Here is a 25,254-nt window from a genome sequence, read left to right on the forward strand (position 1 = left end):
CGGGGATGGCATGCGCCAGGCAGCGTGGCCGCGTCCGTGCTCGCCGATCCACGACGGTGTCGGTGAGCAGCGAGACGGCCGCGATGCGCCGCGGGCGGGCACCCGGGCGCGCGTGCCGATGACCTGCATCGGGCCCCTACGAGACGACATCGACCGGCTCAGCTGCATGGGTCTCGAGCGAAAGCGGAGCCGGCTCCAGCTTCTCGACCCGGATGGCCGCGGCCTTGAACTCGGCAGTGCCGGACTTCGGGTCGGTGGCATCGATCGTGAGCTGGTTCACATCGACCTCGTCGGGGAAGTGCAGCGTCATGAACGCGAGCCCGGCGCGCAGCGAGGCATCGACCCGCACCGGCGCCTCGACCGAGCCGCGCCGCGACGAGACGCGCACCACCTCGCCTTCGGAGAGCTCGAGCCGCTCGGCGTCCTCCGGCGAGAGGTCCAGCGACTCGCCGCGGTGGAGCGGCGAGCGGTACCGGCCCGACTGGACACCGGTGTTGAACGACTCGAGACGCCGTCCCGTCGTCAGCCGGATGGGATAGTCGGCGTCCAGCGCCTCGAACGGCGGCCGCGCCTCGACGAGGCTGAACGGAGCGAGCGGCCCCCCGACCGGCTCGGCCCAGAGGCGCCCGTGGAGGAACAGCGATCCGGGGTGATCCTCGTCGGGGCAGGGCCACTGGATCCCCCGGAGCGCGTCCAGCCGGTCGTAGCGCATCCCGCGGTGCATCGGCGACAGCGAGCGGAGCTCGTCCCAGACCTCCTCCGAGGTGGGGTGCCCCCAGTCGTGCCCGAGCCGCCGTGCCAGCTCCGCGAGGATCCACTGGTCGTCGCGGGCCTCGCCGGGCGGGTCGAGCGCCTTGCGCACCCGCTGCACGCGCCGCTCGCTGTTCGTCACGGTTCCCTCCGCCTCGCACCACGACGCGGTGCCCGGCAGGACGACGTCGGCCATCTCGGCCGTCCGCGTCATGACGATGTCCTGCACGACGAGGAAGTCCAGGGCGCCCAGGAGCCGGCGGGCGTGGTTGACGTCCGCCTCCGACTGCGCTGGGTTCTCGCCGATCACGTAGAGCGTCCGGAGCTCGCCGCGTTCCATCGCGTGGAACATCTGCGTCAGGTGCCAGCCGTACCTGGGGATGATCGGCGTCCCCCACGCGGCCTCGAAGCGGGCGCGGGCCTCGGCGTCGCGCTCGATGTCCTGGAAGCCCGGCAGCTTGTTCGGGATCGCCCCCATGTCGCCGCCGCCCTGGACGTTGTTCTGCCCCCGCAGAGGGTTGAGCCCCGACCCGTAGCGTCCGACGTGGCCGCACAACAGGCCCAGGTTGATGAGCGCCAGCACGTTGTCGACGGCGTTGTGGTGCTCGGTGATCCCGAGCGTCCAGCAGATCATCGCCCGGTCGGCCCGCGCATAGGCGTGGGCCGTCTCGCGGATCACGTCCGCAGGGACGCCCGTCAGGCGCTCCCCCTCCTCGAGCGTGAACGGCTCGACCGAGGCCGCATACTCGGCGAACCCCTCGGTCGCCCGCTCGACGAATTCGCGGTTGTGCAGGCCGGCCCGGATGATCTCGCGCGCCATGGCGTTCGAAAGCGCGATGTCCGAGCCGACGTCGAGCCCGAGCCACCGGTCCGCCCACTGCGCCGAGCTGGTGCGGCGTGGATCGACCGCGAACAGGCGCGCCCCGTTCCGCACCCCGCGGAGGAGGTGGTGGAAGAAGATCGGGTGCGTCTCCCGGGCGTTCGAGCCCCATAGGAGGATCACGTCCGTCTCCTCGATCTCGCGGTACGACGACGTGCCGCCGCCCGCTCCGAACACCGTCGCCAGACCGACGACGCTGGGCGCGTGTCAGGTGCGGTTACACGAGTCGACGTTGTTCGAGCCCATCACCTGACGGGCGAGCTTCTGCGCCAGGAAGTTCATCTCGTTCGTCGCCTTCGAGCACGAGAAGATCCCGAACGATGTGAACGCATCCGTCTCGCGGGCCTGCGCGAACGCGGCGGCGACGGTGTCGAGCGCCGCGTCCCACGACGCCGGACGGAGCCCGTCTCCGTCACGGACGAGCGGCGTGGTGAGGCGACCTTGAAGCTTGGGCATGCTTTGGCTCCTTCCGACCCTGGTGCTGCCAATCTACCCCTGTGCCCGCCGCTACCGCAGGCGGCACGAGCAGGGCCGATGCCGACTCAGTGGGCCACTCGATCGTCCCGCTCGCCCACGACCCGGGTCGGCTGGTCCGCGTCGACGGCCTCGAGCACGCCGGCCGAGATCTCGTCATGGGTCAGCCACCGCCCCTCCGTGGAGCCCAGCAGGGCCTTGCGGTAGGCGACGTGCAACGGGACATCCTCGAGCGGCCAGACTCGCGTGCCGAACACCTGCACGAGCCGCGCCCCCGGCGCGAGCGCCGCCGCCACCAGCTGCGGGGCGGCGGGTGCGTCGGTGTGGATCCAGCAGACCGCCAGCTCGAGCGGCCCGCGGGCCTCCACCGCCCGGGCGAGCGCCGCCGAAAGCGCCTCGCTGTCGCGATAGTCGAGCGGCACCGACGTGACGGCGGTGCCCAGCCCGGCGGGGCGGCGTGCGATCGAGGTGACCGGGTGGCCGCGCGCCGCCAGCTCGCGGGTGAGCCCTGCGAGCATCCCGGTGGCCCCCACGACGAGTGCGTGCCCGGGCCGCTCCAGCTCTGCGAGCCGCTCCGGCACGTCGACGTCCGCCAGCAATCCTTCCGGGAGCGGAAGCGTGACCGGGTTGACCCCCCGCAGGGAGAGCTTCCCCGCGGCGACGCGCTGCTCGAGCACGCCGAGCAGCTCCCCGGGGTACGCACCGGGCAGCGGGATGTCCGCGTCGGGAACCGCGCGCGCGTCCCCGAGCGCGCGCAGCGCCCCGGGCGTGACGAGCGGGACGTCGACGGGTAGCGCGACGACGACGTCGTGTCGCGCGCGACGCATCCCCGCGACGACCCCGTGCACCGGCGCGCGCCCCGCGGCGCCGTCGTCGACGACCGGGTAGGGCAGCCCCTCCAGCTCGCCGGCCTTGCCGACCACGAGCACCTCGTCGCAGGCCTCGGCGAGGAGCCTGTGCCCCCGCTCCGCGAGCGTCTCTCCCCGCAGACGCGCGAGCGCCTTGGGTGAGCCGAACCGCGTCGAGCCGCCGCCCACCAGGAGGACGCCGCTGAGCGGCACGCTCCCGGGCCCCTGCCCGTCCGGAGCGGTCGTCACGCGAGGATGCGCGAGGGCTCGGTGTACACCCCGGCCCGGCCGTCCCGCACGAACCCGCAGAGCGTGATCCCCCGGTCGGCGCCGAGCTCCACGGCGAGCGAGGAGGGCGCGCCGACCGCGACCAGCACGGGGCAGCCCGCGACCGCTGCCTTCTGCACCAGCTCGAACGAGAGCCGCCCGCTGACGCAGAGCATCGATCGCGAGAGTGGCAGGAGCCCCTCCCCGAAGGCCCAGCCCAGGACCTTGTCCATCGCGTTGTGGCGGCCGACGTCCTCGCGGGCGCAGAGCAGCTCACCGCCGGCGGAGAAGAGCCCCGTCGCGTGGAGGCCTCCGGTGAGCGCGAAGGTCGCCTGAGCCGCGCCGAGCAGCCCCGGCAACGTCGAGACGACCTCGAACGGCACCGCGAGGTCGCTGTCGACCCGGGGCGCGTCCACCGCGACCGCCTCGAGCGCGCCCTTCCCGCAGACACCACAGGACGACGACGTGTAGAACGACCGCTGGACCCGGCCGAGGTCGGCGTCGGGCGCCTCCACCTCGACGACGTTCGCGGCGAGGTCCTCGGGCGGGTGGGCGGCGACCGGCTGCAGGCCCTCTGTCAGGCAGAAGCCGAGCGCGAGCTCCTCGTCGTGCCCGGGCGTGCGCATCGTGACGGCCACCGCGGTGCCGTTGATCCGGATCTCCAGCGGCTCCTCGACCGCGAGACGGTCGTCCTCGCTGGCGCCTCCGGGCATCCGACGGACGGGCGCGCGTCGAGTCGCGTGCGGCGGCACCTCCACGGCGTGAGCGTAGACGGCCGCCTTCCTCGGAGCTCGGCGAGATCACCACGGGGACTGTCTCCGTAGGGGACTGACCCCCGCGAGGCACTCGCCGGGCGAGAACGCCGCGGGGGACAGACCCTACGGGGTCAGTCCCCTACGTCAGTCGTCTTCGTCGTCGAACAGGAAGCGAGCCACCTGCGGATCGTGGTCGCTCGCCTGGTCGAAGAACTCCGCGTTGACGCGGACGACGTCGTACGACGTCGTCCGCTTGTCGAGCTTGCGGCTCACGAGCACCTGGTCGAGCACCTGTGAGTTCCCCTCGAACACGTACGAGTACCGCTCGGCCTTCGGGAGGGTGTCCATGAGGTTCGTGAGCACGCCTCCTTCGAGGATCTGCAGCGTCTCGGAGAACTCGAAGTCGTTGAGATCGCCGAGCACGACGACTCTGGCGTTCTTGAATGCGCCGAGGATCTCGTCGACGAAGTCGTTGACGACCTGTGCTTGCTGGTGTCGCTGGGCCTCCGTCACCCTGGCGGGCGGCTGGAACCGGCCGAAGAGGGGCTGGTCGCCGCCCTTCGAGCTGAAGTGGTTCACGATCACGAAGATCGTCTTGTTGCGGAAGCGGAGCTCCGCAGCCAACGGCTTGCGGCTCGCCGCCCACGCCGCGTTGGCCGGGTCGATGCGGCCCGGGCTGTAGCGGAGTTGCACCTTGTTGTTCGTGCCCGTGACGGCGTTCGGCGTCACGGAGGTTGCCCCGGGCCGATCGACGAACTCGAGGCCGCGATCGCTGCGGTAGAGGAAGCCGACACGGATGTTCCCGCCGGGCTGACCGCCGTCCTGGTCGTCCACCGGATCGATCTGGCGGAACCGGTACGTCGGGCCCCCGGCCGCCTGGATCGCCGCGATCAGCTGCTGGAGGGTGAGCGACGCATCCGTGACTTCGGTGTTGCTCGGCCCGTCGTTGTCCTGGATCTCCTCGAGCGCCACGAGGTCGGGCGCCCGCAGGCTGTCGACGATCAGCCCGGCGAGCCGTGCGAACTTCTCGGGCGGATCGACCGGCGAGAGGTTCTCGACGTTGAACGTCGCGATCGCCAGCTCGTCGGGGCGCTGCGCCCGCGCAGCCTCGCGCACGAGGCCCTTGTCGACCCGCGTGAGCGGGGACGTGAGCTGGAGCTCGAAGTTGCCGAAGTTGTAGTCGAGGACGCCGACGGCAGGCGTCGTGAAGCGGTCGCCCACGTTGGCGGACGGGGTCGCGCCCGGCCCCAGGATGTCGTCCTCGAGCTGGATGCGCTCGGGATTGAAGTCGCCCGGGCTGATGACGACGCCCTCGCGGATCGTGCGGACGCCGGCGCCGGAGCCGTTGTCGGCCAGCACCCAGAGCTCGCCGAAGCCGTTCGTGGGCCCGACGACGACCGGGTCGTCGACCCGCAGCAGCGTCGCCTCGAGGCTCTCGTAGAAGTCGATCCCGTCCGTCGCCGGGTCGAAGGCGCCGCTCGTCTCGACGTCTCCGGTGGCGTCGTCGTCGATCACGGTCGTCGGCGGCGTCCGGCCGCCCAGGCCGAGCACGGTCGGAGTTATCGGCGCGCCCGGGCCACCGGGCGTGACGACGGGAGAGACGATCTCCGTCGTCGTCAGGTTCGTCGCCGCGCCGCCCGGTCTGAACTCGCTGACGACACCGGCGACGGTGACGGCCTGCCCGACCGAGACCGACCCTCCGATGCCGGTGCCGAAGACGAGGATGGCGTCAGACGTGGCGTCGCTCGAGTCACCGAGGGCGTCCTGCATCGTGAAGCTGTTCGGCCGAACGACGGTGACCACGCCCGGGACGCCGGAGACGACCCGCGCGTCGAGCGGCGAGAGGTGCGCCGCCCCCTGGATCTCGAAGATGCGCGCGGGGAGCGGCACCGTCGTGAAGCTGAACACGTGGTCGGCCGCCATCGTGTCCGGCGGGTCGTCCATATCGACGTCGGACACCCCGGCGTCGTCCACGGTGACGGCGCACCGCTCGCCCAGCGCAAAGGCGGCAGCGGGATCGAGGGTGTACGTCGCCGGCCCCCCGGAGAGTGTGAACGCGTGGGCGCCGCTGGCGGCGCACGAGATCGAGAACGTGGCGCCGGCGACGGTCACCGGCTCGCTGAACGTGATCTCGACGTCCGCGCCCACGGGCACGTCCGTCGCTCCGTTGGCGGGGACCGCGCTCGCCACGAACGGTGCGTCGCCGACGACCGTGTGGCCTCCGAGCCCGTCGAAAGCGTTCTGGGCGAAGCCGTCCCACTGGTCGGCGGGATCGAACGCGTCGCTGCCCGTCGGGTCACCGGCGACGATCGTGCTCTTGCGACGGAGCGTGTTGTCGGCCGTGCTCGTGAGCCCGGTACCCCACTCCGTCCCAGGGTCGAAGCCGATCTGCCCGATCACGTCGAGCACGGTCGTGCCCTTGCGGAGGACGACGGCGTCGTCGCCGTTGAACCACCCGGCGCCGTTCGTCTGGTCGGGCACGATCGGGAGCACCGCGTCCGCATGGGCGAGCACGAAGACGTCGTCGTCGGCGACCGTGCCGGCCAGGTTGATCGTGAGGGTCGAGACGGGGTTGCCGTTGAAGAACATCTGGATGTTGTAGGACTGCGCCGCCAGATTCACGGCTGCGCCGGTGTCGTTGAAGATCTCGAGCGCCTTGTTGTTGCTCGAGCCCTCGACGTACTCCGAGATGAACAGGTCGCTCGAGGCTGCGAAGGCCCCGGGCGCGCCGACGAGCGCGCAGACGAACGTGGTCATGGCGATGACGAGACGCAGTCGCATCGTTCTCTCCCCTGGGTGGCTGACGGCCAACGGTCGCGCGGGATCCTACTCGCGCGGATCCCCGGCCGCCGATGCGGGCGCCCGCCCGGTGCCGTCGGGCCGATGGTCGTCCGGCCGGAGCAACCGCGGCGTGGCGGCGTCAGCCGCCCGCAGGCACGAGCGCGCCCGGCGCGGTGAGATCGGCGCCACAGGCCGGGCAGGTCGTCTCGGCCTCGTCACCGATCCCGAGCCCGCAGGAGGCGCAGGTGAACGGCTGCTCCGGAGGCGGATCGCCCTGGAGCTCCTCGGGCTGCAGAACGCCGTCCGCGAACGGATCGAGCATGGTCTCGTCGTCCATCGGCTACTCGACGGTCACGGTCTTGGCCAGGTTCCGGGGCTCGGCCGCCGACAGCGCGACGCGCTCACGCGACGCACTTTCGGCGGAGACGTCAACGGTCATTCGACCGTCACCGTCTTGGCAAGATTTCTCGGTTGATCCACATTGAGGCCGCGGAGCCGCGCGATGCGGTAGGCGAGCAGCTGCAACGGGATCACCGCGAGGATCGCCGAGAGGAACGCGGGCGCCTTCGGGACGTAGATCACGTCGTCCGCATGGTGCTGGATGTCCTCGTTCCCGTCGGATGCGATCGCGATCACGTGCGCGCCACGGGCACGCACTTCCTGGATGTTCGAGACGAGCTTGTCGTAGACGACCTCCATCCGGGTCGCCACCACCACGACCGGCGTCGACTCGTCGAGGAGAGCGATCGGCCCGTGCTTCATCTCGCCCGCCGAATACGCCTCGGTCGGGATGTACGAGAGCTCCTTCAGCTTCAGCGCGCCCTCGAGTGCGACCGGGAGGCCGATGTTGCGACCCAGGTAGAGGAAGAACGGCCTGTCGTGGAAGCGGCGCGCGATCTCGTCGATCGGATGGTTGCCCTCGAGGAACTGCGCGATCCTCGCCGGCAGGCCGTAGAGGGCGTTGACGATGTACTCGAGCTCGCCGGCGGGAAGCGTCTCCCGTACCTGCGCGAGCTTGAGCGCGACGAGGAACAGGAGGCTCAGCTGCGCCGTGAACGTCTTCGACGCGGCCACGGCCATCTCGATCCCGCAGCGCGTGTAGAGCACCGAGTCGACCTCGCGCGTGATCTGCGAGCCCATCATGTTCGTGATCGCGACGGTGTGTGCCCCCATCGAGCGGGCCAGCTTCATCGCCTCGATCGTGTCGCGGGTCTCGCCCGACTGCGAGATGCCGATCACGAGCGTGTCGGCGTCGAGCACCGGGTTCCGATAGATCCATTCCGAAGCGATGTCGTGCTCGACCGGTACGCGACCCCACTCCTCGATCGCGTACCGAGCCGCGACGCCGGCGTGGTAGGCGGTGCCGGCGGCGAGGATCACGATGCGGCGCAGCGTCCGGAGCTCCTCGTCGTCCATCCCGAGGCCCTCGAGCTGGAGCCTCCCCTTGCGGAGGCGGTCGCCGATCGTCTCGGCGACCGCGTCGGGCTGCTCGTGGATCTCCTTCAGCATGAAGGTCTCGAAGCCGGCCTTCTCGGCGCCCTCGTCGTCCCAGTCCAGCTCGACGACCTCGTGCTCGACAGGCGACCCGTCGGCTGCCCGGAAGAACCTCGACCCCTCGGGGGTGACGGCGACGATCTCGCCGTCGGACGGGAACTGGACCTCCCGCGTCTCGCGCAGGAACGCGGCGGCGTTCGACGCGAGGTAGGTCTCGCCGGCGGCGAGCCCGACGACCATCGGGCACTGATGGCGGGCCCCGACCAGGAGGCCCGGGTGGTCCCGATGGATCGCCACGAAGGCGTAGTGCCCTTCGAGCTCGCAGTACGCCTGGCGGACGGCCTCCACGAGGTCGCCGTCGTAGTGGTCCTCGATCAGGTGGGTGACCGTCTCGGCGTCGGTCTCGGAGGAGAAGACGTGGCCCTCCTCGGTGAGGCCCTCCCGCAGCTCGCGGTAGTTCTCCACGATCCCGTTGAGGACGACGGCGAGCTTCTCGACCTCCTCCGCCGCCAGAGGATGGGCATTCTCCTCAGTGACGCCCCCGTGGGTGGCCCAGCGCGTGTGACCGAGCCCGGTGGTCGCAGGAGACGTTGTCGTCCCGGCACGCTCCCTCAGGTTCTGGAGGTTCCCGACCGCCCGCGTGTAAGTGAGGCCGTTCGCCTCGAGCAGCGCGATCCCGGCCGAGTCATAGCCCCGGTACTCGAGGCGCTCCAGGCCGTGGAGAAGAAGGGGCTTGCACTCCCGCGGCCCGACGTATCCGATGATCCCGCACATCTGGCCTCCTTTTCGCCCGGACGCGCATGCCCTGGCGGATGCACCCGCTTTGCAGGGCTTTTATCGGACGCCGGCCTCCTGCCGGACAAGATTGGCGATGCTAGCACAGAGCTCCGCGGCCTCCTCCGCGCGCTCGGCCTCGGCGAGCACGCGCACGAGCGGCTCCGTACCGGAGGGTCGGACGAGCACGCGTCCGCGGCCGTCGAGCTCGGCGTTGACGCGTTCGACCTCGTCGACGACGCGCGCGGGAACCTCGAGGCGCGCGACCGGCACGTTCTCCTTCGCCTGGGCGTAGCGCGGCATGACCGCGACCGCCTCGGCGAGCGACCGGCCCGCGAGCGAACGGCAGAGCGTGAGCGCGGCCGCGAGCCCGTCACCGGTGACATGGCCGTCGAGCACGATGAGGTGGCCGGACTGCTCCCCCCCGAGGACGCCACCCTCTCGGCGGAGCGCCTCGAGCACGTAGCGGTCGCCGACGTCCGTGGTCACGACGCGCACGCCGCGCTCCTCCATCAGGCGATGGAAGCCGAGGTTCGTCATGGTCGTCACCGCCACGAGCTCGACGCCCAGCGCCAGCGCGCAGACCGCGAGGATCTGGTCGCCGTCGACGACCGCGCCGTCGGCGTCGACGGCGAGCATCCGGTCGCCGTCACCGTCGAAGGCCACCCCGAGGTCGTAGCGGCCGGCACGGATCGTCGACTGGAGCATCGCCAGGTCGGTGGCGCCGCAGCCCGCGTTGATGTTCGTGCCGTCCGGTGCTGCCGCGAGCGCCGTGACTTCCGCGCCGAGGCGCTCGAAGACGTCCGGGGCGATCGCGGAGAACGCGCCGTTCGCGCAGTCGACCGCGATCCGCAGACCGGCGAGGTCGGAGCCGAAGTGCTCGACGACGTGGTCGACGTAGCCGCCCACGGCGTCGGCCGCGCGCTCGATCGCGCCTCCACCGGGCCCCCGTGTCTCGAGCAACGCCTCGATCTCGAGCTCGTCGCCGTCCGTGAGCTTGTGGCCCTCCCGGTCGAAGACCTTCACGCCGTTGTACTCGGGCGGGTTGTGCGAGGCGGAGACCACCAGGCCGAGGTCCTGCGAGAGCAGCGCGACGGCCGGGGTCGGGAGGACGCCGGCGAGCACCGCTGTCCCTCCGGCCTCGACGATGCCCCGGGTGAGCGCCGCCTCGAGGACAGGCCCCGAGCCGCGCGTGTCGCGGCCGACGAGCACCCGCCCGCGCCCGGACCAGAGGGTCGCCGCACGGCCGACGTGCTCCACGAGCTCCTCGGTCAGCGAGCTGCCGACGATGCCCCGGACGCCGTCCGTGCCGAACCAGCGCCGGACGGCAGCGCCTTCCCGCACCACGACCCCTCCCATGTGCAGATTGTGGTCCGACACGTCGAGATCCGCGAGTGTTTCGCGCTCGGCCGCTCCCGACGGAGCGAAAGACCTAGCGCTTGCTGAACTGGGGCGCCTTGCGCGCCTTGTGCAGGCCGGCTTTCTTGCGCTCGACCTGGCGTGCATCCCGGGTGAGGAAGCCCTCCCGCTTGAGCGGCACGCGAAGCTCGGGATCCGCCTCGACCAGTGCCCGCGCGATCCCGTGCCGCACGGCGCCTGCCTGGCCGCTGACCCCGCCGCCGTGGACGCGCACGCGCAGGTCGTAGCGACCCTCCGCGTCGGCGACCTTGAACGGCGCGAGCGCGAGCGTCCGGTGCGTGGCCCGCGGGAAGTAGTCCTCGAGCGAACGTCCGTTGATCCACGTGGCCCCGTCGCCGGGACGGAGGATCACGCGCGCGACCGACGTCTTGCGCTTGCCGGTGCCACGGTACGAGGCGAGCTCGGCCATCAGACCTCCAGAGCCTTCGGTGACTGCGCCGCGTGCGGGTGCTCCGGGCCTGCGTAGACCTTGAGCTTGCGGAGCTGCGCCGCGGCCAGCCTGTTCTTCGGAAGCATTCCCTTCACCGCTCTCCGGATGACCTCGGTGGGGCGCCGCTCGAGCTGTTCCCGTAGCGTCCGCTCCTTGAGCCCGCCGGGGTAGCCCGAGTGCCAGCGCACCAGCTTGTCGTCGAGCTTCTTGCCGGTGACGTGGATCTTCTCGGCGTTCACGACGATCACGAAGTCGCCCGTGTCGACGTGCGGCGTGTACTGGGGCTTGCCCTTGCCGCGCAGCGTGTCGGCGATCTCAGTGGCGAGGCGGCCGAGGGTCTTGCCCTCGGCATCCACGACGTACCAGTCGCGCTGGATCTCGCCCGGCTTGGCGGTGTAAGTCGTCATCGCTCGGAAAGAGGGCGGTCAGGTGACCGCCGGCGGCGGAGTGTAGCAGCCTCCGCCGGGACGGTGACCCGCGGAGGCTGGCGGAAAGGTGCCCGGCTCGCAGGGGCTGCTGCGTCACGACCGCCCGGCGATCCTCGGCGGGGAGGGGTTTGGGGCGCGCCGTGCGGAGGGATACCCCGGTGATGGAGCCCCTTGGGGTCTGGAGGCGTCGACGCCCAGGGGTCTCGTGCCTGCACGCCCGCGCTTCTCACCGACTTGACAACCAGCCAGTGCGGCGGGTGTCATCATGATCTCGATGCCGGGAGTCGCAGACACGAAACGCAACTTCGCCGAGATCCTCGACCGCGTCAGCGAGGGCGAGCAGGTGATCGTCTCGCGCCGCGGGCGTCCGGTTGCCGCGATCGTGCCCGTGCCGGCCGACCAGGAGGATTCCCCGCTCGGACTGGCCGCGTTCGCGGGGGCGCTGGCGGGGCGGGACGAGCTCGACCAGGTCGTCGCAGGAGTCGTCGCGACGCGCTCGGTCGCCCGCGAGCGCGAGGCTCCGGAGGTCGAGTAGCCGGTGTACTGCTTCGACACGGACGTCCTCGCCGCCGCCCTCCTCCGGGAACCGCCGATGCAGCTCGTCCGGCGGCTCGCGCGGACGCCGGCATCCGAGCAGTGCACCACGGCCGTGACGGTCGCCGAGATCACGTACGCCGCTGCCCGGAACGGCGACGGAGAGACGATCCCCCGACTTCGCGAGCTGATCGCCGCCGCGCAGACGGTGATCCCTTTCGACGAGGACGCGGCGGAGGTCTACGGCGCCTTGCGCGGGCAGCTCGAGCAGGTCGGTGTCAGGCTGGACGAGCCGAGCCTGCGGATCGCCTCGATCGTGCTCGCGCGCGACATGACCCTCGTGACGGGCAGCGCACGCCTGTTCGACCGGGTGCCCGGCCTGCGTATCGAGAACTGGCTCGAGCCCGACGACTTCGATGCGCTCGTGGACGAGGTCGCCGAGGGTGCCGAGGCGAATGGAGACGAGCTCGCGTGGCGCGGAGGCGACGGCACCGTTCGCCATCCCGGCGTGGTCCCGAGCCTCGAGGCGCGGGCCCGTGCAGCCGCCGAGCGCGCCGCGCGCCCGGCGGACGAGACGACCCTCGGCCGCTGACACACGAGTTCTGATCCAATGGAGGTCGTCCGCCGGCGCGTCGTCGTGCGCGGTCGCGTGCAGGGGGTCTGGTTCCGCGAGAGCGCCCGCCGGCGGGCGATGGAGCTCGGCGTCTCGGGATGGGTCGGGAACCGGGCCGACGGGGCGGTCGAGGCCGAGCTCGAGGGACCGCTCGAGGACGTCGAGACGCTCGTCGCCTGGTTCGGGCACGGGCCGCCCGGCGCGCACGTCGAGGGGATCGAGGTCGGCGAGCGGACGCCGACGGGCGAGAGCGGTTTCGCGGTCACGCCGTCGCGGTAGCGCCGAGCCGCCGGAAGGCGGGTGTGTGGCGCGCCGCAGGCTGGCGCCACGGTCACGAGGCGCGGTAGGATCGTCGGGAGCGAACCGGGGAGCTCGGGCGACCGGGCTGAGAGGGCGGCTACACGTGCCGCCGACCCGTAGAACCTGACCTGGGTAATGCCAGCGGAGGAACGTGCTGACGAAACCGGACGTCGTAGTGATCGCCTCGGGGGCCGGGCCTTCGCTGCCGCTGCCCGACGCTGCGACCGTGATCGCAGCCGACGGCGGCCTCGATCGCGCGCTCGCGCTGGGGGTCGAGGTAGACGTCGTGATCGGCGACCTCGACTCCGTCTCGGCCGACGCTCTGGCCGCGGCCGGGGACGTCGGCACGCGCATCGTGCGTCACCCGGTCGCCAAGGACGCAACCGACCTCGAGCTCGCCCTCGACGAGGCCGTCCTCCTGGGCGCGCGGCGGATCCTCGTGGTCGCCAGCGCCGACGGCCGCCTCGACCACCTGCTCGCCTCCCTGCTGCTGCTCGGATCGGAGCGATACGCGGAGCTCGAGGTCGACGCGCTCGTCGGAGAGGCCCTGGTGCACGTCGTGCAGGGGCAACGCACGCTCACCGGGGCAGCGGGCGAGATCGTGACCCTGCTCGCGCCCGCCGGCCCGGCAACGGGCGTGACGACCACGGGCCTCGAGTACCCGCTCGCCGGCGAGACGCTCCAGCCCGGCGCGACGCGGGGCGTCTCGAACGTCTTCACAGGCGCGCAGGCGGCCGTCAGTGTCGTGAGCGGCGTCCTCTTCGCGGTGCGTCCCGACTGGTCGAAGGGTGCTTCGGGGTGAGTCTGGTGGAGCGTCTCCTCCCGAACGCCCTCGGCGCGGCCGTGGTGGCAGCGGCAGTGCTGGTCGGAGCGGCGTGCGGCGGCGGGGACGCGCCGACCGAGGTCGTGCTCGTCACGCACGACTCCTTCGCGGTCTCGAAGGGCGTCAGGCAGGCGTTCGAGAAGGAGAGCGGCCTGTCGCTTCGCATCCTCCAGGCGGGTGACGCGAACGAGGCGCTCAACCGCGCGCTCCTCACGGCAGGCGATCCGCAGGGGGACGTGATCTTCGGGATCGACGACTCCGTCCTCTCGCGCGCCCTCGAGGGCGACCTGCTGGAGGAGTACGTCTCCCCGGAGCTCGCGGCGCTCGAGCCCGACTTCGAAGAGCCCGACCCGCACGTCACTCCCGTCGACCACGGCGAGGTCTGCCTCAACGTCGATCGGGCGTGGTTCGCCGAGCACGGCATCGCCCCGCCGACGAGCCTCGCCGACCTGCGCCTGCCCCGCTACCGCAACCTGCTCGTGGTCGAGAACCCCGCCACCTCCTCGCCGGGGCTCGCCTTCCTCCTCGCGACGGTGGCGACGTTCGGCGACCCGGGCTGGCAGGCGTACTGGCGCGATCTGCGGGCGAACGGCGTGCTCGCTGTCGACGGCTGGGAGGAGGCGTACACGCAGCAGTTCTCCGGCGCAGCCGGCAGCCCGGGCAAACGGCCGATCGTCGTCTCGTATGCGACGAGCCCCGCCGCCGAGGTGATCTTCGCGTCGAAGCCCCTCCAGACCTCCCCGACGGCCGCCGTCGAGGACGGCTGCTACCGCCAGGTCGAGTACGCGGGCATCCTTCGCGGCGCGCGGAACGAGGATGGAGGGAAGCAGCTGATCGATTTCATGCTCTCCGAGCGGTTCCAGTCGGACGTCCCGGGATCCATGTTCGTCTACCCCGTGCGAGACGCGGTCGAGCTTCCCGAGGCGTTCGTCGAGCACGCGGTCGCGCCCGCCGATCCGCTGCAGCTCCCCGCCGAGCGGATCGACCGGAACCGCGACCGCTGGGTCGACCGGTGGACCGAGCTCGTCGTGCGCTGAGGGCGCGACACGCCGCGACCGCCGCGCTTCCGGTCGCGTTCCTCGCCGTCTTCTTCCTCTGGCCGCTCGTCGCGATTCTCGAGCGGAGCCTCGTCGTCGAGGGGAGTGTCGATCTCCCCTTCGACGTCCTGACCAGCGACCTGACGAGAGAGGTCGCGTGGTTCACGCTCTGGCAGGCAACGGTCTCGACGGCGCTGACGCTGCTCGTGGGGCTGCCGCTCGCCTGGGCGCTCTCCCGGTTCCGGTTCCGGGGCCGGTCGGCCGTCGAGGCGCTCGTCCTCGTCCCGTTCGTCCTGCCGACCGTCGTCGTCGCCACGGCGTTCATCGCCCTGCTCCCCGACGGGGTCGAGCGCTCGGTCTGGGCAATCCTCCTGGCGCACGTCTTCTTCAACGTGGCCGTCGTCGTGCGGATCGTCGGCGCGTTCTGGGCCGGCCTCGACGAGCGCCTCTGGGAGGCCGCCGCGACGCTCGGCTCGCCGCCCGTCGACAGGCAGCTGCGCCTGACCCTCCCGCTGCTCGGGCCGGCGCTCGCCTCCGCCGCGTCGATCGTGTTCCTCTTCTGCTTCACGTCGTTCGGCGTGATCGTCGTGCTGGGCGGGCCGCGCTACGCGACTCTCGAGTCGGAGATCTACAACCAGGCTGCGCGGCTGTTCGACCTCCGGACCGCGGCGGCCCTCGCGCTGCTGCAACTCGCCGCCGTCGCTGCGACCGTGTTGGTCTCGGGACGGCTGGAACGGCGGCTCGGGGGCGGGCGCGCGCGAGGGCGGCCGGCTCCCCGGCCCGTGGGGCGCGAGCGGCTCGTCGTGGGCGCGATCGTGGCGGGATCGCTAGCGCTCCTCGCGCTTCCTCCGCTCGCGCTCGTCCTCCGCTCGCTCAGCGTCGGCGACGGCTACGGGATCGACCATTTCACGTCGCTCGCGGACGAGACCCCGGCCCTCTTCGTCGCGCCCTGGCACGCGATCGCAAACTCGCTCCTCTTCGCGACGGGCGCGACGGCGATCGCCCTCGCCGTCGGGATCCCCGCTGCCGTGGCGGTGGCGCGCGGGCGCGGCGGCCTGGACGCGCTTCTGATGCTTCCGCTGGGGGCATCGGCGGCGATGCTCGGCTTCGGCTTCCTGCTCGCGTTCGACGACCCGCCGCTCGACCTCCGCTCGTCGCCCGCGATCGTCCCGGTGGCGCAGGCGCTGGTCGCGCTGCCGTTCGTCGTCCGCTCGCTCGTCCCCGCGCTGCGTGCGGTCGACGCCCGCCTGCGTGAGGCGGCCGCCGTGCTCGGCGCGACGCCCGGGCAGGTGCGACGCCACGTCGAGCTCCCGCTCCTCGCGCGGCCGCTGGCGGTCGCCGCGGGGCTCGCCTTCGCGGTCTCGCTCGGCGAGTTCGGCGCGACCGTCTTCGTCGCACGGGCGGACTGGCCGACCGTGCCGGTGGCGATCTTCCGCTTCCTCGGCCGCCCCGGCGCCGAGAACGTCGGCACCGCGATGGCGCTGTGCGTCGTCCTGATGGCGATCGTCGCCGCCGTGGCGCTCCTCTCGGAGCGATCGCTCCTGCTCGGAGGCAGGCGGTGAGGGTGACCCTGGAGGAGGTCGGTGTGACGATCGACGGTCTCCCGATCGTGGAGGACGTCTCGCTCGACGTCCGATCGGGAGAGCGCCTGGCGCTGCTCGGCCCCAGCGGCTCCGGCAAGTCCACGGTGCTGCGCGTGATCGCCGGCCTCCAGCCGCCGACGGCCGGGCGCGTGCTGCTCGACGGGACGGACGTCACAGGCGTCCCCCCGCACCGCCGCGGGATCGGCCTCGTGTTTCAGGACGCCGCCCTCTTCCCGCACCGCGACGTGGCGGGGAACGTCGCGTTCGCCCCCAGCGTGGCCCGGCTCCCCGCCGCGGAGCAGGCCGCACGGGTGGCGGAGGCGCTCCAGCTCGTAGGTCTCGCGGGCACGGAGCGCCGAGACGTGACGACGCTCTCGGGCGGAGAGGGCCAGCGCGTCGCCCTCGCCAGGGCTCTCGCCCCCCGGCCGGGTGTGCTGCTGCTCGACGAGCCGCTGGGTGCGCTCGACGGCCCGCTCAGGCAGCGCCTCCAGGCCGACCTGCGAGCGCTCTTCGAGCGGCTGGGGCTCACCGTCGTCCATGTCACGCACGACGTGGGCGAGGCGTTCGCCCTTGGCGACCGCATCGCGATCCTGCGGGAGGGTCGCCTCGCCCAGGTGGCCGCGCCGGACGAGCTCTGGGCGAGCCCCTCCGACGACTGGGTCGCGCGCTTCCTCGGGATCCACAACGTCGTGCGCGACGGGGACCGCGCCACGGTGACGCGACCCGAGGCGGTTCGCATCGTCGAGGGCGACGACGCGGTCGTCACCGCTGCCGACCGCGACGGAGCGGTCGTCCGGGTCCGCCTGCGACGCAACGACGGCACGGCGCTCGAGTCCGTCGTCGTCGGAGTGGGCACGCCTCGCGTCGGCTCGCACGTCGGTGTCGAGATCGACCCCGCGGGCGTCGTCGAGGTCTCCGTCTGGCCGGCGGAGGGCCGGGAGCGCGCGCCCGACGGCGCACCGGCCCGAGGCTACTGATCCGCGAGCCGAGGTTGCGCTCCGCCTACTCCCTCATTCCCACTCGATCGTGGCGGGGGGCTTCGACGACAGGTCCAGCGCGACGCGGTTCACGCCGGGCACCTCGTTCACGATCCGGCTCGAGATCGTGTCGAGCAGGTCATAGGGAAGCCGCGCCCAGTCCGCCGTCATCGCATCCTCGGAGGTGACCGCCCGGATCACGATCGGATAGGCGTAGGTGCGCTCGTCGCCCTGCACGCCGACCGACCGGATCGCCGGGAGCACCGCGAAGCACTGCCAGAGCTCGCGGTAGCGGCCGGCCCTGCGAACCTCCTCGAGCAGCACCGCGTCTGCGGCACGGAGGATCGCGAGGCGCTCCTGCGTCACGTTGCCGATGATCCGGATCGCGAGGCCGGGCCCCGGGAACGGATGGCGCCACACCATGCGCTCGGGGAGCCCCAGCTGCTCGCCGACGCGGCGCACCTCGTCCTTGAACAGCGCTCGCAACGGTTCGACGAGCTCCATGCTCATGTCGGCCGGGAGCCCGCCGACGTTGTGATGCGACTTGATCTTCGCGGCCACGCCGACGTCGCCGCCGGACTCGATCACGTCGGAGTACAGCGTGCCCTGGACGAGGAACCGCACGTCACCGAGCCTCCGGGCCTCCTCCTCGAAGACACGGATGAACTCCTCGCCCACGATCGCACGTTTCTCTTCCGGCTCGCTGACACCCTCGAGCCGCGTCAGGAAGCGGTCGCGCGCGTCGACGTGGACGAGCGGCACGTGGAAGTGGTGGCCGAACGTCTCCACTACCTGCTCGGCCTCGTTCTCGCGCAGCAGACCGTGGTCGACGAAGACGCAGGTGAGCTGGTCGCCCACCGCCTTGTGCACGAGGAGCGCGGCGACGGCCGAGTCGACGCCCCCGGAGAGCCCGCAGATGACGCGCTCGGAGCCCACCTGGGCGCGGATCCGCGCGACCTGCTCCTCGATCACGGCGGCGGGCGTCCACGCGGGCGGCGTGCCCGCGACGTCGTAGAGGAAGCTCTCCAGCATCCGTTGTCCCTGCGGCGTGTGCACGACCTCGGGGTGGAACTGGACCCCGTACAGGCCGCGGCCGGGGTCCTCGAAGGCAGCGATGGGCGTCGTCTCCGACGACGCGGTGACGCGCGCCCCGGCGGGCGCGGCGGTGACCGAGTCGCGGTGGCTCATCCACACGACCTGCTCGGTGGCAAGGTCGTGGAACAGCGCTGCGGACCCGTCGAGCTCGACGTCCGCCTTGCCGTACTCCGAGACGTCGTTCGCCTCGACCGTGCCCCCGAGCTCGCGGGCCATCAGCTGCATCCCGTAGCAGATGCCGAGTGTCGGGACGCCCAGCTCGAAGATGCCAGGGTCGGCGAGGGGGGCGCCCTCCGCGTAGACGGAGGCCGGGCCGCCGGAGAGGATCAGCGCGGACGGGTTGCGCCGGCGGAGCTCCTCGGCTCCGAGCCGGTGCGAGACGAGCTCCGAGTAGACGCGCGCCTCGCGCACGCGCCGGGCGATGAGCTGGCTGTACTGGCCGCCGAAGTCGAGGACGAGGACCGGCCGCTCCTCGGGGGCCGGCTCACCGCCGGGGAACGCGATCACCTCGGCGGTCTCAGCCACGGCGGTAGTTCGGTGCTTCCTTCGTGATCGTGACGTCGTGGGGGTGGCTCTCGCGCAGGCCCGCACCGGTGATGCGGACGAAGCGCGCGTCCTGCAGTGCCTCGATCGTCGGAGCGCCGCAGTACCCCATCGCCTGCCGCAGCCCACCCACGAGCTGGTGGACGATCGGCCCGAGCGGCCCCTTGTACGGGACGCGCCCTTCGATCCCCTCCGGGATCAGCTCCGCGACGTCCTCCACGTCTCCCTGGAAGTAGCGGTCCTTCGAGAAGGAGCGCGCCTTCATCGCGCCGAGCGAGCCCATGCCGCGGTACTCCTTGAAGCGCTCACCCTGGACGACGATCACCCCGCCCGGTGCCTCGTCCGTGCCCGCGAGCATGGAGCCGAGCATCACGGTGTCCGCCCCGGAGCCGATCGCCTTCGCGACGTCGCCGGAGGACGTGATCCCGCCGTCCGCGATGACGGGCACGCCGTGGTCCGCCGCGACGGAGACGACGTCCGCGACCGCCGTGACCTGCGGAACCCCGACGCCCGCGACGACCCTGGTCGTGCAGATCGATCCAGGGCCCTGGCCGACCTTGAGTGCGTCGGCCCCTGCGTCGATGAGTGCGTCGGCCGCCTCGGCGGTCGAGATGTTCCCTGCCACGACGTCGACGTCGTGCGTGTCCTTGACCGCCCGCACGATCTCGACCACGCCCAGGGAGTGGCCGTGCGCGGTGTCGACGACGAGCGCGTCGACCCCGGCGTCGACCAGTGCCTCTGCGCGCTCCAGCGCGTCCGTGCCCACCCCGACCGCGGCCGCGACGCGCAGCCGACCCCGCTCGTCCTTCGTGGCGAGCGGATACGCCTCCCGCTTCGAGATGTCCTTGACGGTGATCAGCCCCTTGAGGCGCCCGTCGAGGTCGACGATCGGGAGCTTCTCGATCCGGTGGCGGCCCAGGATCGCCTGCGCCTCCTCGAGCGTCGTGCCCACCGGGGCGGTGACCAGGCCCTCGCGCGTCATCGCGTCGGACACGCGCATCGTCGAGGGCACACCGAAGCGAAGGTCGCGGTTCGTGAGGATCCCGACGAGCCGGCCGTCGGCGTCCGTGATCGGGATCCCGGAGATCCGGTAGCGCTGCATCAGGTCGAGCGCGTCCCCGACGAGCGCATCCGGCGAGAGCGTGACGGGCTCGACGATCATCCCCGCCTCGGAGCGCTTCACCTTGTCCACCTCGGCCACCTGATCGGCGATGGAGAGGTTCCGGTGCAGGACTCCGATCCCGCCGAGCCGCGCGAGCGCGATCGCCATCCGCGCCTCGGTGACCGTGTCCATCGCGGCCGAGACGAGGGGCACTTCCAGCGCGACCGTGCGCGTCAGCCGGCTCGCGGTGGCGACGTCGTTGGGCAGCACGGCCGACTCGGCCGGCAGGAGCAGGACGTCGTCGAAGGTGAGGCCCTCCTTCGCGAACTTTTCCTGCGTGTCACCCAAGTGCGAGCGAGCTTACCAACCCGTCCGGCGGGGCCCGTCGCACGGGCACCGGCTTCGAGGTACTCGCGGCCGCGGAAGCGCCCGCCTTCAGCGATCGGCCCCGCCGAAGGCGGGCGTACCGCGGCGGGACTAACCGACCGCCTGGAGCTCGTGCACCTCGACCGCACTCGCCACGCGGCGCGCCTCGGCCGGGTCGAAGCGGCCCGCGCCGACGTCGAGCACCGACGCGGCTCCCGCGGCGGCGGCGAGACGCAGGGCCTCCTCGGCCTCGACGCCGTCGAGACGGCACGTGAGCCACTGCGCCAGGAACGCGTCCCCGGCTCCCACGCCCGACACCGGCTCCAGCCGCGGCACGACCGCGCGGTACCGGCGCACCCGCCGGTCCTCGCGGATGAGGGCGAAGGCGCCGTCCTCCAGCGTGACGAGCACGTTGCGGGCACCGAGCTCCGCGATCGCGTCGAGGGCCATCACGAAGTCCTCCTCGTCGAAGAGCTCCTGCCCGACGAGCTGCTCCGCCTCGTGCTGGTTCGGAGAGACGAGCCAGGGCTCCGCGTCGAGGCCGAGCCGCAGCGGCTCACCCTCGGTGTCGAGCGCCACCCGGACACTCCGCCGCGCGAGCTCGCGTGCCGCCTCGAAGTAGAAGGCCTCGGCAACCCCCCGGGGAAGCGAGCCGGCGAAGACGACGGCGTCGGCGCCGCGGGACAGGTAGCGGAGCTTGTCCATCAGGATCCCGAGCTCGGATTCCGTGACCTTCGGCCCCCACTCGTTGATCTCCGTCTGCCTCCCGGACGTCGGGTCGACCAGCAGCGTCGACGTCCGCGACTCGTCCCGGATGCGGACGAAGTCGTTGAGGATCGCCTCTCCGGTCAGCTCCTCCACGATCCGCGTGCCTGTGCGGCCGCCCGCGAGGCCGGTGGCGACGACGGGGACCTCCAGGCGCTTGAGCGCGCGGGCGACGTTGATCCCCTTGCCCCCGGCGAGCGTGAGCACCGCGCTCGCGCGGTGGCGCTGGCCGAGCTGCAGGGTCGGGACCGTGAGCGAGCGGTCGAGCGCGGTGTTGAGCGTGACGGTGACGATCATGCGACCCTCCGCGGGCTCAAGGAAGCAGCCCCACGAGATGATGGACGGTGCGTCGGGCGACCCAGCCGGCCCTGGCGCCGAGCCCGGGCGCGGGGCGCGCGCGGTCGGCGACGAGCGGAGAGCGCGCGACCACCCGCGGGCCGTCCCTCACGACCAGCGTGCCCAGGCGCTGCCCGGACGCGATCGGCAGCGCGGCGACGGCGGGCACGACCACGCGCTCGGAGAGCGGCCGGTGTGTCGAGGTCGGCCGGTCGACGGCGCGCGGCGCCACGAGCCGGACCGGCTTCTCTCCCCAGCCCACCGGCACCCTCGCGTAGGTCCGCGACGGGTCGACGACCCGCGCTGTGCGGTAGCTCTCGAGCCCGAACCGGAGCAAGGCCGTGAGATCGCGGTCGCGCTGCGCCTCCGTGGGGGCGCCGAGGACGGCGACCGTGACGCCGACCTGGCCCACGCGCGCGAACGCGACCTGCGACCAGCCCGCGAGCGTCGTGTGACCGGTCTTGCCGCCGACGAACCCGGGCAGCCGACCGATCAGGTTGTCGGTCGACTCGACCACCCGGCCGTTCGAGAGCGTCGCCCGCGACGCACCTGCGTACCGGCGGATCGCCGGGACACGAAGAGCGGCGCGGAGGAGCGAGGCTGCATCGCGCGCGGTCGAGACATGCCCTGCCTCGTCGAGCCCGTGCGGGTTACGGTAGTGCGTTCCCGTGAGCCCGAGCTCCTTCGCCCTGGCGTTCATCAGTGCGACGAACCGCGGGACCGTCCCGGCGGTGGCGACGGCGAGCGCGGTGGCCGCGTCGTTCGCGCTGGGGACGAGCGTGCCGATCAGCAGGTCGCGCACGGTGACCCGCTGACCGGCCCGCAGGTGGAGCGTCGACTCGCCGACGCCGGCGGCCGCTGCGGGCACCGTGACGACATCACCGAGGGAGACCCGCTCGACCGCGACGAGCGCGGTCATCAGCTTCGTGATGCTCGCCATCGCACGGGGGCCGTCGGCGTCCCGCGCGGCGAGGGTGTGCCCGTCCACGGTGCTCTGGACGAGGTAGGCACGGGCCTCGACGGGGGGTGCAGCCCCGTTGGCGGGTGCGCAGATCGCGAGCAGGAGGACCGCGACGGCGAGACCGAGGCGCATCACGCTGCCCCAGGGTAGCGACCCCTGATGCCGTCTCATCCCGGGCGCACGCGCATACCCCGGGCGACGCGCAGGGGCTCGTGTGGGGACGCGCGCGATCCGCGCGCGGTCCAGGCTCACCACCCGGCCGCCGACCACACGGCGGCCGAGAGCCGCGCGGCCTCCGCGCCGGCGGCGGTCCGCCAGTCGTCGGGTGGGGCGTCGCGGTACGCGTAGATCACCGATCGCGACGCGTTGACGAGTGCACTCGACGGGCCGCTCGTGAACGCGCGCGCGACGTCCGCTGGACCGGCGCCCTGGGCGCCAACGCCGGGCAGCAGGATGATCGCCCGCGGCATCTCGCGGCGCGCCTCGCCCACGATGCGAGGAACCGTCGCACCCACGACAGCGCCGACGCTCGACAGCCCTCGCGCGCCGACGAAGTCCTCGCCCCACTGGTCGACCAGCTCCGCGACGTGGCGCCACACCGGTCGCCCGTCCGCGAGCACCGCGTCCTGGAGCTCTGCCGCGCCCGCGTTCGAGGTGCGGACGAGGAGGAACAGCCCGGCCCCGTCACGGCGGCATGCGGCGAGGAAGGGGTCGACCGAGTCCCGGCCGAGGTAGGGGCTGACGGTCACGGCGTCCGCGAGCGGCGGCTCGCCGTCGCGCGACTCGACGAAGGCGGCGGCATACGCGCGCGCGGTCGAGCCGATGTCGCAGCGCTTCGCATCGGCGATCACCAGCAGCCCCGCCTCGCGCGCGTGGCGCGAGACGATCTCGAGTGCCCGCCAGCCGTCGCTGCCGAGCGCCTCGAAGAACGCGACCTGCGGCTTCACCCCGACGACGTACGGGGCAACCGCGTCCACGATCCCCTTGCAGAACCTCTCGACCGCTCCTGCCGCAGCGGCTCGCCCGGCGGCGGCTTCGCCACGGAGCTCGACAGGAAGCAGGTCGACGACCGGGTCGAGCCCGACGACGAGCTGCGAGCGCTTGCGCTCGACCGCATCTGCGAGACGATCGGCGAAGGGCGTGGGAGCGCCTGCGGCGTCGCTCGTCACGCGGCCAAGGGTATCCCGTCCACCAGAGCGCAGATCGCTGTCGCATCGAGCCGCGTGACGCGGAGCTCGGGGGGTGGGCGCCGCAGGAAGGAAGCGACGAGGCGGAGCTCGTCGGCGTCTTCGGGCGCGGTCGAGCGGGAGGCGCGCTCGGCGTCGGCGACGAGCGAGGAGGCCTCGTGCGCGGCTCCCGGCCCGCGCGGGACGAGGCGAACCGCGGCAACCTGCCCGCACGCGATCGCGTGCGCGCGAACGAACCCCGGCTGCCTGGCCGGTACGACGACGCAGGCCGAGAGGCGGCGCAGACGGTCGAGCTCGGCGAGGGCCTCGACAGCCGTCTCGAGCGCCTGGAGCCGGTCGCGCAGCCGGGCCGCGTCCTCGAAGCGGAGCTGCTGCCCGAGGCGGCGGAGCCGCCCGCGGACGATCGGGATCGCCGCCGCGACGTCGTCGGACTCGTGTCCCTCGAGGGCGCGCGCGGCCGTGCTCGCGAGGCGTCGTCCGGGAAGGGGCCCGAACGGCGTGGGCTCGGTGCCCACACCCCACTTCCCGCCGCGGCGGCGGAGGTAGACGTGGCGGTCGGGCCGCGTGCCGCGGGCGTTGGCGGGCGGGCGCAGCTCGCGCAGCAGGCGGAGCTCCTCGAGCGCGGCCTCGAGCTCGGAGCCGGTCTCGCGCCACTCGACGCGCTCGAGCGCGCCGAGCGCGGCCTCGACCGCGGGTCGCTGCCTCCCTCCCGCAAAGTACGAGCGGAGGCGGGCGCGGAGGTCGCGGGCGCGGCCGACGTAGAGCACGAGCCCGCCCGACCCGTGGAAGACGTAGACGCCAGGCCGGGCCGGAGCGCCCGAGACGAGGGAGCGCTTGACGTGGAGGCGGCGGGCGCGCGGCGCCGCGAGCTCGACGAGATCCGCCAGCGTCCTCGCCCCCCGCTCCTGCGCGAGGCCGACGAGCACCACGAGGATCTCGGCGGTCGCCCGCGCGTCGGGCAGCGCGCGGTGGCACGGCTGGGTGGGCACGCCGAAGAAGTGCGCGAGGGTGGCGAGCCCGACCCGCCGCGTGCGCTCGCCGAGCAGCCTGCGGGCGAGCCACACGGTGTCCACCACCGGCGCCGCGATGCGCCGGCCGGTGAGGCGCTCGACCTCGCGGTCGAGGAACGCCAGGTCGAAACGCGCGTTGTGGGCGACGATCGCGGCGTCGCCCGAGAACGCGAGCAGCCGACGGACCGCGACGTCCGGCCGCGGCGCGCCGCGCAGCGCGTCCTGGCGGATCCCCGTGAGCGAGGCCACGGCAGGCGGGAGTGTCGTGCCCGGGTCGACGAGCGTCTCGAAGGCGTCCACGAGCTCCAGCTCGCGCACGCGCTGTGCGCCGATCTCGCAGATCCGATCGGTGCGCGGTGTGAGGCCGGTCGTCTCGAGGTCGACGACGACGAAGTGCGCGTGCTCGAGCGGGACGTCTGCACCCGGCGGCGCGGCGAGACCGACCGCCGTCCCGCGCCAGGAGAGTCGTGCGTCCCCGGTGACGACGTCGTCGAGGAGCGAGCGGGCGAGCGCCGCCGGCGCGCTCGCGAGCGCGAAGAGGACACGCGCGGCCTCCTCAGCGGCCACCGGCCCGCGCCTCGCCTCGACGAGCTCGACGAGCCGGTCCGCCGCATCGAAGGACAGCTGCATCGAGCACATCCTAGGCGAACATACGTTCGCACGCCAGTCGGGGCTCTGCCGCCGCTCGTTCAGGGCCGACTCGCCGCTACGCAGCGGTTGCG

The 25,254-nt window shown here is 72.5% G+C and carries 22 protein-coding genes and 1 riboswitch; of the genes, 7 read left to right on the plus strand and 15 right to left on the minus strand.

Features of this window, described 5'->3' with window-relative positions; translation table 11 throughout:
* Nucleotides 1–136 precede the first annotated feature (136 nt).
* From VFO26_RS11860 to rplM, 9 genes are all read right to left on the minus strand, one after another.
* Nucleotides 137–2,086 carry a molybdopterin oxidoreductase family protein gene (locus VFO26_RS11860; protein WP_325115194.1) on the minus strand — a complete coding sequence of 650 codons (1,950 nt, stop codon included), beginning with the start codon at nucleotides 2,084–2,086 and terminating at the stop codon, nucleotides 137–139.
* Nucleotides 2,087–2,172: 86 nt separating this feature from the next.
* On the minus strand, nucleotides 2,173–3,201 hold the full coding sequence (locus VFO26_RS11865) for an NTP transferase domain-containing protein (protein WP_325115195.1): 1,029 nt from the start codon (nucleotides 3,199–3,201) through the stop codon (nucleotides 2,173–2,175).
* Nucleotides 3,198–3,977, minus strand: a complete 780-nt coding sequence (fdhD, locus tag VFO26_RS11870; RefSeq protein WP_325115196.1) for a formate dehydrogenase accessory sulfurtransferase FdhD — start codon at nucleotides 3,975–3,977, stop codon at nucleotides 3,198–3,200. The genes VFO26_RS11865 and fdhD overlap by 4 nt, the downstream gene beginning before the upstream one ends.
* Before the next feature lie 141 nt (nucleotides 3,978–4,118).
* Complete coding sequence (locus VFO26_RS11875) at nucleotides 4,119–6,731, minus strand: Ig-like domain-containing protein (RefSeq protein WP_325115197.1); 2,613 nt, start codon at nucleotides 6,729–6,731, stop codon at nucleotides 4,119–4,121.
* 163 nt (nucleotides 6,732–6,894) lie between these two features.
* Nucleotides 6,895–7,092 carry a hypothetical protein gene (locus VFO26_RS11880; RefSeq protein WP_325115198.1) on the minus strand — a complete coding sequence of 66 codons (198 nt, stop codon included), beginning with the start codon at nucleotides 7,090–7,092 and terminating at the stop codon, nucleotides 6,895–6,897.
* Between the two features lie 98 nt (nucleotides 7,093–7,190).
* Nucleotides 7,191–9,023: a glutamine--fructose-6-phosphate transaminase (isomerizing) gene (gene glmS / locus VFO26_RS11885; RefSeq protein WP_325115199.1), complete on the minus strand. Its 1,833-nt coding sequence runs from the start codon at nucleotides 9,021–9,023 to the stop codon at nucleotides 7,191–7,193.
* Nucleotides 9,024–9,083: 60 nt separating this feature from the next.
* On the minus strand, nucleotides 9,084–10,382 hold the full coding sequence (locus tag VFO26_RS11890) for a phosphoglucosamine mutase (RefSeq protein ID WP_414653089.1): 1,299 nt from the start codon (nucleotides 10,380–10,382) through the stop codon (nucleotides 9,084–9,086).
* 73 nt (nucleotides 10,383–10,455) lie between these two features.
* The gene (rpsI, locus tag VFO26_RS11895; protein WP_325115202.1) at nucleotides 10,456–10,851 is read right to left on the minus strand and encodes a 30S ribosomal protein S9; all 396 of its coding nucleotides are present in this window, start codon (nucleotides 10,849–10,851) and stop codon (nucleotides 10,456–10,458) included.
* Complete coding sequence (gene rplM, locus VFO26_RS11900; protein WP_325115203.1) at nucleotides 10,851–11,279, minus strand: 50S ribosomal protein L13; 429 nt, start codon at nucleotides 11,277–11,279, stop codon at nucleotides 10,851–10,853. Before rplM ends, rpsI begins: the two co-directional genes overlap by 1 nt.
* Nucleotides 11,280–11,574: 295 nt before the next feature.
* Here rplM and VFO26_RS11905 point away from each other — a divergent pair, with 295 nt between their 5' ends.
* The 7 genes from VFO26_RS11905 (at nucleotide 11,575) to VFO26_RS11935 (ending at nucleotide 17,167) form a co-directional block, all read left to right on the plus strand.
* Complete coding sequence (locus tag VFO26_RS11905; protein ID WP_325115204.1) at nucleotides 11,575–11,835, plus strand: type II toxin-antitoxin system prevent-host-death family antitoxin; 261 nt, start codon at nucleotides 11,575–11,577, stop codon at nucleotides 11,833–11,835.
* 3 nt (nucleotides 11,836–11,838) lie between these two features.
* Nucleotides 11,839–12,426, plus strand: a complete 588-nt coding sequence (locus tag VFO26_RS11910; protein ID WP_325115205.1) for a PIN domain-containing protein — start codon at nucleotides 11,839–11,841, stop codon at nucleotides 12,424–12,426.
* 18 nt (nucleotides 12,427–12,444) lie between these two features.
* Nucleotides 12,445–12,726 (plus strand): acylphosphatase, encoded by a 282-nt coding sequence (locus tag VFO26_RS11915; RefSeq protein ID WP_325115206.1) that lies wholly within the window; start codon nucleotides 12,445–12,447, stop codon nucleotides 12,724–12,726.
* Between the two features lie 75 nt (nucleotides 12,727–12,801).
* Nucleotides 12,802–12,915, plus strand: a riboswitch (TPP riboswitch).
* Nucleotides 12,899–13,549, plus strand: a complete 651-nt coding sequence (locus VFO26_RS11920) for a thiamine diphosphokinase (protein WP_325115207.1) — start codon at nucleotides 12,899–12,901, stop codon at nucleotides 13,547–13,549. It overlaps the preceding riboswitch by 17 nt.
* Nucleotides 13,546–14,607, plus strand: a complete 1,062-nt coding sequence (locus VFO26_RS11925; protein ID WP_325115208.1) for a thiamine ABC transporter substrate-binding protein — start codon at nucleotides 13,546–13,548, stop codon at nucleotides 14,605–14,607. The genes VFO26_RS11920 and VFO26_RS11925 overlap by 4 nt, the downstream gene beginning before the upstream one ends.
* Nucleotides 14,583–16,169, plus strand: coding sequence for an iron ABC transporter permease (locus VFO26_RS11930; protein WP_325115209.1), 1,587 nt, complete (start codon nucleotides 14,583–14,585; stop codon nucleotides 16,167–16,169). The genes VFO26_RS11925 and VFO26_RS11930 overlap by 25 nt, the downstream gene beginning before the upstream one ends.
* The gene (locus VFO26_RS11935) at nucleotides 16,166–17,167 is read left to right on the plus strand and encodes an ABC transporter ATP-binding protein (protein ID WP_325115210.1); all 1,002 of its coding nucleotides are present in this window, start codon (nucleotides 16,166–16,168) and stop codon (nucleotides 17,165–17,167) included. Before VFO26_RS11930 ends, VFO26_RS11935 begins: the two co-directional genes overlap by 4 nt.
* Nucleotides 17,168–17,200: 33 nt before the next feature.
* On the opposite strand, the gene guaA is transcribed toward VFO26_RS11935, so the two are convergent.
* From guaA to VFO26_RS11965, 6 genes are all read right to left on the minus strand, one after another.
* Entirely contained in the window at nucleotides 17,201–18,769 is a 1,569-nt protein-coding gene (guaA, locus tag VFO26_RS11940) for a glutamine-hydrolyzing GMP synthase (RefSeq protein ID WP_349259079.1), read from the minus strand.
* A 10-nt stretch (nucleotides 18,770–18,779) separates the two neighbouring features.
* The gene (gene guaB / locus VFO26_RS11945; RefSeq protein ID WP_325115212.1) at nucleotides 18,780–20,255 is read right to left on the minus strand and encodes an IMP dehydrogenase; all 1,476 of its coding nucleotides are present in this window, start codon (nucleotides 20,253–20,255) and stop codon (nucleotides 18,780–18,782) included.
* A 129-nt stretch (nucleotides 20,256–20,384) separates the two neighbouring features.
* Nucleotides 20,385–21,335, minus strand: a complete 951-nt coding sequence (locus tag VFO26_RS11950; RefSeq protein WP_325115213.1) for a hexose kinase — start codon at nucleotides 21,333–21,335, stop codon at nucleotides 20,385–20,387.
* 16 nt (nucleotides 21,336–21,351) lie between these two features.
* Nucleotides 21,352–22,467, minus strand: a complete 1,116-nt coding sequence (locus VFO26_RS11955) for a D-alanyl-D-alanine carboxypeptidase family protein (protein ID WP_325115272.1) — start codon at nucleotides 22,465–22,467, stop codon at nucleotides 21,352–21,354.
* Nucleotides 22,468–22,583: 116 nt separating this feature from the next.
* Complete coding sequence (pyrF, locus tag VFO26_RS11960) at nucleotides 22,584–23,504, minus strand: orotidine-5'-phosphate decarboxylase (RefSeq protein ID WP_325115215.1); 921 nt, start codon at nucleotides 23,502–23,504, stop codon at nucleotides 22,584–22,586.
* The gene (locus tag VFO26_RS11965; protein ID WP_325115216.1) at nucleotides 23,501–25,162 is read right to left on the minus strand and encodes an exonuclease domain-containing protein; all 1,662 of its coding nucleotides are present in this window, start codon (nucleotides 25,160–25,162) and stop codon (nucleotides 23,501–23,503) included. Before VFO26_RS11965 ends, pyrF begins: the two co-directional genes overlap by 4 nt.
* Between the last annotated feature and the right edge of the window lie 92 nt (nucleotides 25,163–25,254).

Source organism: Gaiella sp. (genome assembly GCF_035710885.1).
In the GTDB taxonomy this organism is placed as follows: Bacteria; Actinomycetota; Thermoleophilia; order Gaiellales; family Gaiellaceae; genus Gaiella.

What these genes read in the sequence shown, in the direction of transcription:
- VFO26_RS11875 (WP_325115197.1), bottom strand. Translation starts at nt 6,731, where the DNA reads ATGACCACGTTCGTCTGCGCGCTCGTCGGCGCGCCCGGGGCCTTCGCA.
- VFO26_RS11880 (WP_325115198.1), bottom strand. Translation starts at nt 7,092, where the DNA reads ATGGACGACGAGACCATGCTCGATCCGTTCGCGGACGGCGTTCTGCAG.
- glmS (WP_325115199.1), bottom strand. Translation starts at nt 9,023, where the DNA reads ATGTGCGGGATCATCGGATACGTCGGGCCGCGGGAGTGCAAGCCCCTT.
- VFO26_RS11890 (WP_414653089.1), bottom strand. Translation starts at nt 10,382, where the DNA reads ATGGGAGGGGTCGTGGTGCGGGAAGGCGCTGCCGTCCGGCGCTGGTTC.
- rpsI (WP_325115202.1), bottom strand. Translation starts at nt 10,851, where the DNA reads ATGGCCGAGCTCGCCTCGTACCGTGGCACCGGCAAGCGCAAGACGTCG.
- rplM (WP_325115203.1), bottom strand. Translation starts at nt 11,279, where the DNA reads ATGACGACTTACACCGCCAAGCCGGGCGAGATCCAGCGCGACTGGTAC.
- VFO26_RS11905 (WP_325115204.1), top strand. Translation starts at nt 11,575, where the DNA reads ATGCCGGGAGTCGCAGACACGAAACGCAACTTCGCCGAGATCCTCGAC.
- VFO26_RS11915 (WP_325115206.1), top strand. Translation starts at nt 12,445, where the DNA reads ATGGAGGTCGTCCGCCGGCGCGTCGTCGTGCGCGGTCGCGTGCAGGGG.
- VFO26_RS11950 (WP_325115213.1), bottom strand. Translation starts at nt 21,335, where the DNA reads ATGATCGTCACCGTCACGCTCAACACCGCGCTCGACCGCTCGCTCACG.
- VFO26_RS11955 (WP_325115272.1), bottom strand. Translation starts at nt 22,467, where the DNA reads ATGCGCCTCGGTCTCGCCGTCGCGGTCCTCCTGCTCGCGATCTGCGCA.
- VFO26_RS11965 (WP_325115216.1), bottom strand. Translation starts at nt 25,162, where the DNA reads ATGCAGCTGTCCTTCGATGCGGCGGACCGGCTCGTCGAGCTCGTCGAG.